Here is a 12,758-nt window from a genome sequence, read left to right on the forward strand (position 1 = left end):
ATTGTAAAGGGAGCGTGTTCGTTTGTCAATCGTTTTTTCGCAGCCATTCGAGCAGCTCGGCAAACTCCGGCGGCAACGGCGCTTCAAATTCCAAATAGTCGCCGCTTCGCGGGTGATGGAAGCCGAGCACCCCGGCATGAAGCGCCTGGCCGTCGATCGGGAGCGTCTTTTTCGGCCCGTATTGCGGGTCGCCGGCGAGCGGGTAGCCGATATATTTCATATGGACGCGAATTTGATGCGTCCGTCCCGTTTCCAGCTGGCATTCGACATACGTATACTGGCGAAACCGCTCGAGCACGCGGAAATGGGTGACGGCTTCTTTGCCGTTTTCTTCGGTGACCGCCATTTTTTTTCGGTCGCGTTTGTCGCGGCCGATGGGAGCGTCGATCGTTCCGTAATCATGCGGAATGACGCCATGGACGATTGCCTTGTAGCGACGCGTCACCGTTTTGTTGACGAGCTGCTCAACAAGCGAGCGATGGGCGGCGTCATTTTTTGCCACCATCAACAATCCTGATGTATCTTTGTCAATCCGGTGGACGATGCCGGGGCGCAGCACGCCGTTGATGCCGGAGAGGTCACGGCAATGGGCGAGCAAAGCGTTCACGAGCGTGCCGCGCATATGCCCGGGCGCCGGGTGGACGACCATGCCGCGCGGTTTGTTGACGACAAGGACATCCTCGTCTTCGTAATAAATGTCAAGCGGAATCGGCTCCGGATCCACATGAAGCGGCTCCGGATCCGGCGGTGAGACGGCGACCGAGTCGCCCGCTTCGCATTTGTAATTGGCCTTCACCGTGCGGCCGTTGACCGTCACGAGCCCGTTTTTGATCCATTGCTGCACTTGCGAACGCGACCATTCGTCATTTAGCGCCGCGATCACTTTATCGATCCGCTCGCCGTCATATTCTTCTTCGATGTGAAACGTGATCGTCTCCATCTACTCATTCCCTTTCTCTGGTGTCGCGAAAAAAAACATATGGATAAACAACAGCACAACGCCAACCGTCAGCGCCGAGTCGGCGATATTGAACACCGGAAAACTGTACGTGCCGATATACGTATGAATAAAGTCGACCACTTCTTTCCGGAATACGCGGTCGATAAAATTGCCGATCGCCCCGCCGAGCATCAGGCCAAGCCCCACGCCGGCCAATCGTTCCGAAGGCTGCAAGCGGCGGATGTAGATAATGATTCCTGCCACAACGATGACTGTCACTAAATAAAACAACCAAAACTGCCCTTGCAGCATGCCCCACGCCGCCCCGCGATTGCGATGCGACGTAATGTAGAGCACGTTGTCGATGATCGGGATGCTTTCCCCAAGCCGCATATAGCGGACGACAAGCCATTTCGTCCATTGATCGAGGATGATGACCGCCGCCGCAATCCAATAGTATGCCACCGTGCCAAGTCCCCCTGTCCTTCTCATTCATCCTTTTTGCATTGTAGCATAATTCGCCATGGCAAACAAATGAAGCGGCAAAGCTGCCGAAGCAGCCCCGCCGCTTTTGTTATGCCGAATAATGCTCGGTTACGATGTGCGCACAGCGTGGACAAAGCGTCGGATGGGACGCGTCAGCACCAACATCCGGCGTCACCGTCCAGCACCGCTCGCACGTCTCGCCTTCCGCCGGGCGGACGATCACCGCTACATGGTTAAGCCGTTCGGCTTCGGCCGGTGCGGCGTCATACGGCTCATCGGCAACGGAAAACGCGGAAACGATGAGAAGCTGGCGCAAGTCGGCATCAAGCGACGCCAACAGCTTCCGCGCCTCGTCTTTCGGGTAGACCGTGACGCTCGCGGTCAGCGATTTGCCGATCACTTTTTCGTTGCGGGCATTCTCGAGCGCTTTTAACATGTCATCTCGTACATCCATAAACGCATCCCATTTCGCGAGCAGCGCTTCTTCGCCGTCGATCGCGATCGGCTCTGGCATATCGGTGAGCTGGATGCTTTCGACGTTTTCTCTTCGATTCGGGATATGCTCCCACACTTCATCGGCGGTATGCGGCAAAATCGGCGCAATGAGCTTCGCCAACGCGACGACCGTCTCATACAGCACCGTCTGCACAGCGCGGCGGGCGCGGGAATCGGCCGCTTCGATGTACAAAATGTCTTTCGCCATATCCAAGTAAAATGCGCTCAGCTCAACGGTGCAGAAATGGTTCATCTCATGGTACACGGCGGCGAAATCGTAGCGGTCGTAGGCCTTTTTCACTTTGGCGATCAGCTTGTTCAACTTCGCCAGCATGTAGCGGTCGACTTCGCCCAGCTCCCCGACCGGCACGGCGTTTTCGCTCGGGTCAAAATCGAATAAGTTGCCGAGCATAAACCGGAACGTGTTGCGGATTTTTCGGTACACTTCCGACACTTGTTTTAAAATATGGTCGGAGATGCGCACGTCCGCTTGGTAGTCGACCGACGCGACCCAAAGGCGCAAAATGTCGGCGCCGAACTGTTCCATTACTTTCGCCGGCACGACGACGTTGCCGAGCGACTTGCTCATTTTCCGCCCTTCGCCGTCCAAGACAAAGCCGTGGCTCAACACGCCTTTGTACGGCGCTTTGCCGGTGACGGCAACGGCGGTGGACAGCGATGAGTTGAACCAGCCGCGATATTGGTCGGACCCTTCCAAGTACAGATCAGCCGGGCGCGCGAGATCATCGCGTTCGACCAACACGGCTTGATGCGACGAACCGGAGTCAAACCAGACGTCCATAATATCCGTCTCTTTCGTAAAGAGGCCGTTCGGGCTGGACGGATGGGTGAATCCTTCCGGCAGCAAGTCTTTCGCCTCGCGCTCAAACCAGACGTTCGATCCGTATTGGCGGAACAAGTTCGACACATGCTCGATCGTTTCATCGGTGATGATCGGTTCGCCGTTTTCGCCGTAAAAAACCGGAATCGGCACGCCCCAGGCGCGCTGGCGGGAAATGCACCAGTCGCCGCGGTCGCGCACCATGTTGTGGATGCGGATTTCCCCCCATTCCGGAATCCATTTCGTGTCTTTGATCGCTTGAAGCAGCTCGCTGCGGATTTTATCGATCGACGCAAACCATTGCGTTGTCGCCCGGAAAATCGTTGGCTGCTTCGTCCGCCAGTCGTGCGGATACGAGTGGGTGATAAACCCAAGCTTCAGCAAAGCGCCGGCTTCCTCAAGCTTCTGTGTAATCGCCTTGTTGGCGTCTTCGTAAAACATTCCTTCAAACCCCGGCGCTTCGCTCGTCATATAGCCGCGCTCGTCGACCGGGCAAAGAACGGGAAGCCCGTATTTTTGCCCGACGAGAAAGTCGTCTTCCCCGTGGCCCGGCGCCGTATGGACGCAGCCCGTGCCGGCGTCGGTCGTGACGTGCTCACCGCAGACGACCAACGAATCGCGCTCATAGAACGGATGTTTCGCGACGACGTACTCAAGTTCTTTTCCTTTTACGGTTTTAACGACGGACCACGCCTCCCAGCCGACTTCTTTCGCTACCGATTCGGCCAAGGCGGCGGCGACGACGTATTTCTGCCCATTGGCGTTAACGACGTGGTAGTCCAGGTCCGGGTGAACAGCGATCGCCAAGTTCGCCGGAATCGTCCACGGCGTCGTCGTCCAAATGACGATTCGCTCATCGCCCTCAAGCACGCCTTTGCCGTCTTTCACCGGGAAGGCGACATAAATCGACGGCGAACGCTTGTCTTTATATTCGATTTCCGCTTCAGCGAGCGCCGATTCGCTTGACGGGGACCAATAGACCGGCTTCAACCCTTTGTAAATGAGCCCTTTTTTCGCCATTTCGCCGAACACTTTAATTTGCTGGGCTTCGTATTCCGGTTTGAGGGTGATATACGGGTTGTCCCAATCGCCACGCACGCCGAGCCGTTTAAACTGCCGGCGCTGGTTGTCAATTTGTTCATACGCATATTGTTCGCACAGCTTGCGGAACTCAGCGACGCTCATTGATTTGCGGTCGACGCCTTGTTTCGTAAGCGCCGTTTCAATCGGCAGGCCGTGCGTGTCCCAGCCCGGCACGTACGGCGCACAAAAACCGTTCATCGATTTATAGCGGACAATGATATCTTTTAAAATTTTGTTTAGCGCATGCCCCATATGAATATCGCCGTTGGCGTACGGCGGACCGTCGTGCAGGACAAACAGCGGCCGACCTTTCGTCCGCTCCTGCACTTTTCGGTAAATGTCCATGTCGTCCCATTTTTTTTGCATTTCCGGCTCCCGCTTCGGCAAGTTGCCGCGCATTGGGAACTCCGTTTGCGGCATGAGCAGCGTCTCTTTGTAGTCCATCTTTCTTTGCTCCTCCTCCAAGTATCAAATCAAAATAAAAAACCGTTCTCTCCCGGCAAGGGACGAGAACGGTCTCGCGGTACCACCCTTTTTGGCCATGGCAACTCAACGCATAGCCCACTTTCCATTCGTAACGGGAATGACGCGCCATGGCCTACTTGACGTTCGGCATGGAACTCCAGGGTGATGTTCACTCTTGCGCCGATGCCGGGCTTCCACCGTCCCCGGCTCGCTGCGATCAGCTGTTCAAGAGCTACTGTCCCTTTCATCGTCGCTCACATGTTCTCCTCGACCAAAGCCAACCGCACCAATGACGGTCAGCACAGCGATTTTTGCCATTTATTATAAATGAGACAAATAGCGCTCGTCAAGGCTGAGACAACGGCTCTTTCGCCTCTTCTTCCAAATCGGGCGTCTCGTATTCCATCAACTCGTCCCAGTCACGGCTGTTGATCATATCGAGCTGCGCCTCGACCAACATGCGGAAGCGGGCGCGGAACACCTTCGACTGCCGCTTGAGTTCCTCGATTTCCAGCGCGATTTTCCGCGATTTGGCCAGCGCATCGCCGATGATGCGCTCCGCGTTTTTCTCCGCTTCTTTAATGATCAGCTTCGCCTCTTTTTGTGCGTTGCGCTTCACTTCTTCCGCTGCTTCCTGAGCCACAAGAATCGACTTATTTAACGTTTCTTCAATGTTGGAAAAGTAATTCAATTTTTCCGTCAGTTCGGCCACTTTTTCTTCCAGCTGCTTTTTTTCACGGATGAGCATTTCGTAATCTTTAATAATTTGATCCAAAAACTCATTCACTTCATCTTCGTCATACCCGCGAAATCCGCGGCTGAATTCCTTGTTGTGAATATCTAATGGCGTTAACGGCACAACGGCCACCTCCGTCTCCATCGTTCCTTTTCTTCGTTAATTCGACACGATTTGCCCATTTCCTGCTCCCGCTCGATTATTTTTGTCGACCGATGCGCACAAGCCAGCGTTCCTTTTTCGTCGGCCCTTCTACAGAAAACAGCTTGCAGCGGCCAAAACCGCGCGCCGACAGCACATCGCCCGGCCCGCAGACGAAATCAGGCTTGTCCACCACCTTCCAATTCACTTTGACAAGCCCGCTTTCGACAAGCGTCCGCGCCTTGTCGCGCGCGAGGCGGAATGCTTGGGCAAGCACCGCATCGAGCCTTAGAGAAGACACCGTGACCGTTCCTTCCTCCCACGTTTCGGCAAGCGGCATGGCAGCTGACAGCGGCAACAGCTCAAGCGAAACCGGCGCTTTGCCGATCGTCCCAACATGGAGGCGAATGTAATCGGCCACCTCGGCGGCGGCAAAAAATTGGATCTCTCCTCCTTGGACGAGAATGTCGCCGAACTTGCCCCGCCGCAAGCCGAGCGACATGAGCGCTCCTAAGACGTCGCGGTGTTCAAGGGAAACGAATTTGCCTGGATAGCGGACAGCGAACAAGGCGATGTCATAATCCTCCTCATTCGGTTCGAAATACGGCGGATACAAAAGCGCCCGCTTCCGCTCGACAAACAGAGCGCCGCCGAAAAAGGACACGCGCACGTCTCCGTCGCTGCCGACGATGCTTTGCACGATTTGCTGCTCGCGCGGATCAAGAAAATCGGTCAGCTTCGGAGCGTACTGATGTTCTACCATTTCCTTCCATTCCATTACATGATCGATGAATTGATGTTCCTCTTTGCGGAAGTGCTGATACAGCTCCATTCCCATTCACCTTGCCTCATAAAGAAAGGAACCCGGAACGGATTCCTCCCGCTATTCCGCCCGCCTGCGCCTGGGCCAAACGATGCGCGCTCCGTCCGGCTGCTAAAACTGCGCTTTAAGGATATCAAACAACGCATACAGCCCTCTTGTCGCAAATTCAAGGACAATAAAGGCGATGATCGGGGAGATGTCAATGATGCCAAGCGGCGGAATAACGCGCCGAAACGGCTCTAAATACGGCTCGCAAATGGCGGCAAGCAGCTGGCCAAACCGCGTCTCGCGGGCGTTCGGAAACCATGACATTAAAATATAAATGATCAGCGCATATGAATATACTTGAATGAGCGTCGTTAAAAACGTAAGCACATAATCCAACGGCTACCACCTCTTTATCGGTCTGTCATCCTCGCCATCAAGCGAAATTGCGCCGCTGACGTCGACGTTTTCCGGGGTGCATAAAAAAATTTTCGTGCCGACTTGCTGAATGTCGCCGCCAATAGCGTACACGGTGCCGCTTAAAAAGTCGACGATCCGCTTCGCCTGCTCGTGCTGAATGCGCTGCAAATTGACGATGACTGCCCGCCGGCTTTTCAAATGGTCGGCAATCTCTTGCGCCTCGGCGTACACCCGCGGCTCGGCGAGCACGACCTTCGCCGATTTTTGCACGCTTTGCAAGCTGACGACATTCGCCTTGTTTGCCGCCTTCAGCGGCGGCGCCTCCTCTTCTGGCTGCGGCGCTTCATATTCTTCTTCATAGTCTTCGTAGTCTTCCTCTAAAAAATAATCGCGAAATTTTTTCATCAATCCCACCGGTCTCACCTCCTACATTGATCCGACAAGCGCGCTGCCGATGCGTACAAACGTCGCCCCTTCCTCGATCGCGATCTCATAGTCGTTTGACATGCCCATCGACAGCTCGGTGCATGGCGCATGAGCCAAATTTAACACCTGAACGCGTTCTTTGAGCGTTCGCAATCGTCGGAAACAGGCGCGCAATATGGCTTCATCCTCCGTATGCGGCGCCATCGTCATCAACCCGATCACTTCAATGCGCGAAAACGAACGAAGCTGTTCGATAAACGGGACCGTTTCCTCGGGAACGAGTCCGTGCTTCGTCGCTTCGCCTGATACGTTCACTTGCACAAAACATTTCACCGGACGCACCGCCCGCTTTTCGATCTCCTTAGCAAGCGACAGACGGTCAAGCGAATGAATGTAATCGACTTTATCGATGATCTCCTTCACTTTGCGCGACTGGAGCGTCCCAATAAAATGCCACGTCGCTTGATTCCCGATCGCCTCGTACTTTTCGAGCAGTTGGTCGGAACGGTTCTCGCCGAGGTCAGCGATGCCGGCGTCAAGCACTTCTTGCGCCCTTGCCGCATCAATATATTTCGTTACGGCTACGATGCGTACGTCGGCCGGATTGCGGCCAACGCGGGCGCAAGCCGCTTCAATTTGCCGGCGAATGGCAGCCAAGTTGTCGCGTACCGTCATGATCATCCCTCCCTTCGGCCGATGAACGCCAGCATCCGTCCTGTCGTCCCGCGATCGCGGCGGTGGGAAAAAAACAACGTCTCCTCACAGCTTGTACAGCGTTCCGACACGTAAATATGGCGATCCGGAACGCCGGCAGCGATAAGCTGCAGCCGATTGGCCTCCTTTAAGTCAAGCGCATATTGCCCTGGGCTTGTTTCGCGCCATGGCAACGGGCTGCCTGCAGGAAGGATCGAGCGCAAACCGTTGATCACCCGATCATCGACCGTGTAGCAGCACGGGCCGATGGCTGGCCCGATGGCAGCATACATATCAGTAGGCGCGATGCGCTCTTGCTCCTGCCAAAGACGCACCATATTTTTGGCGATGCCGCCGGCCGTTCCCCGCCACCCGGCATGGGCAAGGCCGACCAAGCCGGCTGATGGAGCCAGAAAATAGACAGGCACACAGTCAGCAAAACAAAGGGCAAGCAACACTCCCGCTTCGTCCGTATACAATCCGTCAGCACCCCGAATCGCCGCGGCGAAATCGTGCGCCCCGCTCCCTCGGTCGCTTTTTGTCACTTTCCGAATCACGGCGCCGTGCACTTGCTCACAGCACACCCAATCATCGAGCGGAAAAGCGAGCCATTCCGCCAAGCGGCGCCGGTTGTTGACGACAGCGGTGCGGTCGTCGCCAACATGCAGCCCCATATTCAACGAAGCGAACGGCCCTTTGCTTTCCCCGCCTTGTTTCGTCGTCATCCCTGCGATGGCTCCGGCGAACGGAGATGCCTCGCAGCGGAGCCATCCGCGGGCCATTTGTTGAAAAATGTCCGGCATTCGCGTCAACCTCACGCTTTTTTTGTAGATTTTTATCACTTTTTTTCCTATTTTATCATAGTTTGCTTAAACGTGATAACCTTTATTTGCAATTTTGTCGAAACATTCGTGGCATCACGCCGTCTCCTCGCTTCAGTCCGTATCGTGAAGGCGGACTAAAATGACATCGGCCCCGATTTTGACGATGTTTTGCCACGGAATGACGACCGCCTCCTCACGCCCGAACAGCCCGAGCATCTTTCCGGAGCCTAAAATAATGAGCGACCGGATTTTGCCTGTATCTAAATCGATGTCAATATCCCCGATGTTGCCAAGCTTCTTCCCGTTGGCCACATTGACGACATCTTTCGTTTGAAACTCGGAAATTCTCATCACGGTTCAGTCCCCCGCCTTTCCTCTCCTCTTTTTCATCTATATGACGCCGCCCAACCGGTTATGTGCCAAAGAAAAAAGGCTGCCCCAGCAGCCGTTCACACTTGGATGTTTTTATTCATTTGCCGGATCGCTGCCTTTTCAAGCCTGGACACTTGCGCCTGGGAAATGCCGATTTCCTCGGCGACTTCCATTTGCGTCTTTCCTTGGAAAAACCGTTTGCGGATGATCATTTTTTCACGCTCATTTAACCGCCTCAAGCCCTCTTTCAATGCGATTTCTTCAATCCATTGGCTGTCGCGGTTGCGCTCGTCGCTCAGCTGATCCATCACGTAAATCGGGTCGCCGCCGTCGTTGTATATCGGTTCAAATAAGGAAACAGGATCTTGAATGGCATCAAGGGCAAACACCACTTCCTCGTGGGCGACGCCGAGTTCCCGCGCAATATCTTCCGTCGACGGCTCTTTCGCCGTCTCGCTCATGAGCCGTTCCCGCACTTGCAGCGCTTTGTAAGCGATGTCGCGCAGCGAGCGCGAGACGCGAATTGGATTGTTATCGCGCAAGTAACGGCGGATTTCGCCGATAATCATCGGCACCGCATAGGTGGAAAACTTAACATTTTGATTTAAATCAAAATTATCAATCGATTTCATAAGTCCGATGCAGCCGACTTGAAACAAATCATCAACAAACTCGCCGCGGTTGTTAAAGCGCTGGATGACGCTCAACACGAGGCGCAAATTGCCGTTTACTAACTTTTCTCTCGCCTCCAAATCCCCTTCATGCATCCGTTGAAACAGTTCACGCATTTCTTCATTTTTGAGGACGGGAAGCTTTGAAGTATCCACGCCGCAAATCTCGACTTTGTTCCTCGTCAAGTTGTTCCCTCCCATCAGGAGATGCTAAGTCGTCAGTTTTCAGTATCTCCTTGGGAGGGAAAAATATGCACAGCCTGTCCGCGCCGAAAAAAGCGGCGGAGCATCCGCCCTCGCCGCCAGCTACATCATTTTATTGAATTCTTTGCGCAACCGTTTAATGATCCGCTTTTCAAGCCGCGATATGTACGATTGCGAAATGCCGAGCAAATCGGCGACATCTTTTTGCGTTTTTTCTTCACCGCCGGAAAGGCCAAAACGCAGTTCCATAATTTGTTTTTCGCGGTCGCTCAACTGGCGCAAGGCGTTCAGCAGCAGGCGCCGGTCAACGTCCGCTTCCAAGTCTTTCGTAATCACGTCGTCTTCCGTGCCGAGCACATCGGACAGCAGCAGTTCGTTGCCGTCCCAGTCAATATTCAACGGCTCATCAAACGACACTTCCGCCCGCACTTTATTATTGCGGCGCAAATACATTAAAATTTCGTTTTCAATGCAGCGCGAGGCGTATGTCGCCAGCTTGATCTTTTTCTCCGGGTTGAACGTGTTGACCGCTTTAATGAGGCCGATCGTCCCGATGCTGATCAAATCCTCGATATGAATGCCGGTGTTTTCGAATTTGCGCGCGATGTAAACGACAAGGCGCAAGTTGCGCTCGATAAGCAGCGACCGCGCCGTCTCATCGCCGGTTGCCAACCGCTCGATCAGCCGTTCCTCTTCCTCTTTCGTCAGCGGCGGAGGGAGCGCTTCACTGCCGCCGATATAGTAAATCTCATCCGTCTTCAAACCGAACTTGGCAAGGAGCTTATACAACCAATACATGAAGCGAAGTTTCCACCTTTTCATCAAAATCCCCCTTCTAAACGGATAAAAAGCGAGTATGATATAGTAACGAACTACGAAGCGGTCAGTTTTCTTCCCGCCTGCACCATTTTCGGATGAACGATGCAGCTATACTCCCCGTCGGCCGATAGCGGATCGGCGCTTAAGGCGACGAGCCCTTGTTTCACCTCAAGCCATTGATCTTCATACAAAAGCAGTATGCGGTCCGGCTTGACCGCCATCATCATTTGCGGGCCGCTCCCGATCACGCGGTACGGAATGAGGCGGAGGCGATGGGCCCACTGCCTGGGCGGATCGTCAAACGTCATGGCCGCCATGTGCATCGTCAGCTCCTCGGGCAGCACTTCCTTTGCTTTTTCTCGGTCAACAACCATCACCGGCGTTTTCGTCACCGGATCGAACAGCTGATTGCCGCTGTCAATGAGCCCGCGCAGCGCCAGCGGCCGGCCCTCCCAGACAACGATGACATCGATAATATGTTCAAAACGGAGTTTTTTCTCACGAATATTTTCCACACGGCGGCGGGAAAAGAGCCATAAAACCGGGAACCCGATCACGACAAACAGCCAGCTGACCGGATCGCCCGCCCCCGGGGGCACCATTAACCATTCTTGCTGAACGGACAGCTGCGGCGCGAACAAATAATGAACTGCCAGCATGCCGCCGCCGACCGCGAACGTCGCAAAGTAAAACGCCAGCATGTTCTCGATGATATAGCGCGGCCGCTTAAAGCCAAAAGCAGCGAGCACGATCAAGACCGACACAGCCACTTTCACAAGCGGATGCTGGGCGATGGCAGAAAACGGGGTGAACAGCAACACGACAGACAGCGAGCCGATCAACGCCCCAGCCAACAGGCGCCACCAGATGACTGGGCGCTTGAGCATGAGCGCTGCCAGCCAAAGAAGCAACGCGTCAAAACAGACGTTCAGCAGCCAAATCACATCGACGTAAACGACCAAACGGCAAGCCCCTCCCCCGCCCACATTGGCTTTGTCTGAAACAAGTATATAGCACATCATGAGGGAAAGTCTGTCAATCGGTGATGGTGAAAAAAAGGATGTTTTGTCAAAGCGAGGGGAAATGCGGCGGATCCAACAGGCGAAGAGCAGCCAGGCGAGGCGAAAAACGCGATTTCAATAAAAAACAGGCATGAACAATCGGCTTGCTCATGCCTGTTTTCAGCTTAACGGCGGCGGTTGCGGTTGCGCAAGAAGGCTGGAATGTCAAGCGGATCTTCTGCTTGCCCCGAACGGAGCGCCGCATAGTCTTGCGCCGGCTCTTCGCGCTTTTCCCGTTTCGGCGCCGGCGTCACTTTTGGCACGGTGCTGATGCCGACGCGCGATGGCCGCGGTTGCGAAGCAACGTTTTCGTTAAACCCGGTCGCGATGACCGTGACGACAATTTCGTCTTTTAAATTTTCGTTGATGACCGAGCCGAAAATCATGTTCACTTCCTGATCGGCTGCCGAAGCGACAATGTCTGCCGCTTCCTGTACTTCGTACAAGCTTAGGTTCATCCCGCCGGTGATATTCATGAGCACACCTTGCGCCCCGTCAATGGACGTTTCCAACAGCGGGCTGGAAATCGCCTTTTTCGCTGCCTCTGCAGCCCGGTTTTCGCCGCTGGCGACCCCGATGCCCATCAACGCTGAACCTTTGTTCGACATGATCGTTTTCACGTCAGCGAAATCAAGGTTGATGAGTCCCGGTACAGCGATCAAGTCGGAGATGCCCTGTACCCCTTGGCGCAGCACGTTGTCCGCCTCGCGGAACGCCTCGAGCATCGGCGTATTTTTATCGACAATTTCAAGCAACCGATCGTTCGGGATGACGATCAGTGTATCGACCGCTTCTTTCATGGCGGCGATGCCACTTGCGGCCTGCGTCGCCCGTTTCCGTCCTTCAAATGTGAACGGGCGCGTAACGACGCCAACCGTCAGCGCTCCTAATTCGCGCGCGATTTGGGCGATGACCGGCGCCGCACCTGTTCCTGTGCCGCCGCCCATCCCGGCGGTGACAAACACCATATCCGCGCCACGGAGCGCTTCTTCAATTTGTTCTTTGCTCTCTTCCGCCGCTTTTTTTCCAACTTCCGGGTTCGCGCCTGCGCCTAAGCCGCGCGTCAGCTTCGCCCCGATTTGCAGCTTCGTCGGCGCCTTCGACAAGTTGAGCGCCTGCGCATCCGTGTTGACCGCAATAAACTCCACGCCTTGCACTCCGTGTTCAATCATCCGATTGACGGCGTTGTTGCCGCCGCCCCCGACCCCAATCACTTTGATCGTTGCTAACTGATCGACTGTTGTATCAAACTCCAACATGGCCAAATCCTCCT

At 54.7% G+C, this 12,758-nt stretch carries 14 protein-coding genes and 1 other annotated feature; all 14 genes read right to left on the bottom strand.

What is annotated here, in order from left to right:
• Positions 1-25: 25 nt before the first annotated feature.
• Positions 26-940 carry an RluA family pseudouridine synthase gene (locus B9L21_RS10700; RefSeq protein ID WP_063166357.1) on the bottom strand — a complete coding sequence of 305 codons (915 nt, stop codon included), beginning with the start codon at positions 938-940 and terminating at the stop codon, positions 26-28.
• Positions 941-1,432 carry a signal peptidase II gene (gene lspA / locus B9L21_RS10705; RefSeq protein ID WP_082816557.1) on the bottom strand — a complete coding sequence of 164 codons (492 nt, stop codon included), beginning with the start codon at positions 1,430-1,432 and terminating at the stop codon, positions 941-943. It lies immediately after the preceding gene.
• Positions 1,433-1,514: 82 nt separating this feature from the next.
• Positions 1,515-4,289 carry an isoleucine--tRNA ligase gene (gene ileS, locus B9L21_RS10710; protein WP_063166359.1) on the bottom strand — a complete coding sequence of 925 codons (2,775 nt, stop codon included), beginning with the start codon at positions 4,287-4,289 and terminating at the stop codon, positions 1,515-1,517.
• 55 nt (positions 4,290-4,344) lie between these two features.
• Positions 4,345-4,567, bottom strand: a binding site (T-box leader).
• A gap of 89 nt (positions 4,568-4,656) precedes the next feature.
• Positions 4,657-5,169: a DivIVA domain-containing protein gene (locus B9L21_RS10715; RefSeq protein WP_025039064.1), complete on the bottom strand. Its 513-nt coding sequence runs from the start codon at positions 5,167-5,169 to the stop codon at positions 4,657-4,659.
• A 76-nt stretch (positions 5,170-5,245) separates the two neighbouring features.
• Positions 5,246-6,019, bottom strand: coding sequence for an RNA-binding protein (locus tag B9L21_RS10720; protein WP_063166361.1), 774 nt, complete (start codon positions 6,017-6,019; stop codon positions 5,246-5,248).
• Between the two features lie 102 nt (positions 6,020-6,121).
• A complete protein-coding gene (locus tag B9L21_RS10725; protein WP_063166362.1) occupies positions 6,122-6,394 on the bottom strand; it encodes a YggT family protein in 273 nt (90 codons plus the stop codon).
• 3 nt (positions 6,395-6,397) lie between these two features.
• On the bottom strand, positions 6,398-6,829 hold the full coding sequence (locus tag B9L21_RS10730; RefSeq protein WP_063166363.1) for a cell division protein SepF: 432 nt from the start codon (positions 6,827-6,829) through the stop codon (positions 6,398-6,400).
• Positions 6,830-6,841: 12 nt separating this feature from the next.
• Positions 6,842-7,516, bottom strand: coding sequence for a YggS family pyridoxal phosphate-dependent enzyme (locus tag B9L21_RS10735; protein WP_063166364.1), 675 nt, complete (start codon positions 7,514-7,516; stop codon positions 6,842-6,844).
• A gap of 2 nt (positions 7,517-7,518) precedes the next feature.
• On the bottom strand, positions 7,519-8,337 hold the full coding sequence (gene pgeF / locus B9L21_RS10740; RefSeq protein WP_063167386.1) for a peptidoglycan editing factor PgeF: 819 nt from the start codon (positions 8,335-8,337) through the stop codon (positions 7,519-7,521).
• 132 nt (positions 8,338-8,469) lie between these two features.
• On the bottom strand, positions 8,470-8,712 hold the full coding sequence (locus B9L21_RS10745; protein ID WP_063166365.1) for a YlmC/YmxH family sporulation protein: 243 nt from the start codon (positions 8,710-8,712) through the stop codon (positions 8,470-8,472).
• Between the two features lie 95 nt (positions 8,713-8,807).
• Complete coding sequence (gene sigG, locus B9L21_RS10750; protein ID WP_063167387.1) at positions 8,808-9,587, bottom strand: RNA polymerase sporulation sigma factor SigG; 780 nt, start codon at positions 9,585-9,587, stop codon at positions 8,808-8,810.
• 120 nt (positions 9,588-9,707) lie between these two features.
• Positions 9,708-10,427, bottom strand: coding sequence for an RNA polymerase sporulation sigma factor SigE (sigE, locus tag B9L21_RS10755; RefSeq protein ID WP_063166366.1), 720 nt, complete (start codon positions 10,425-10,427; stop codon positions 9,708-9,710).
• A 50-nt stretch (positions 10,428-10,477) separates the two neighbouring features.
• Positions 10,478-11,386, bottom strand: coding sequence for a sigma-E processing peptidase SpoIIGA (gene spoIIGA / locus B9L21_RS10760; RefSeq protein ID WP_063166367.1), 909 nt, complete (start codon positions 11,384-11,386; stop codon positions 10,478-10,480).
• Between the two features lie 224 nt (positions 11,387-11,610).
• Positions 11,611-12,744, bottom strand: coding sequence for a cell division protein FtsZ (ftsZ, locus tag B9L21_RS10765; RefSeq protein WP_063166368.1), 1,134 nt, complete (start codon positions 12,742-12,744; stop codon positions 11,611-11,613).
• Positions 12,745-12,758: the final 14 nt, after the last annotated feature.

This window comes from Geobacillus uzenensis (genome assembly GCF_002217665.1).
Taxonomy (GTDB): Bacteria; Bacillota; Bacilli; order Bacillales; family Anoxybacillaceae; genus Geobacillus; species Geobacillus subterraneus.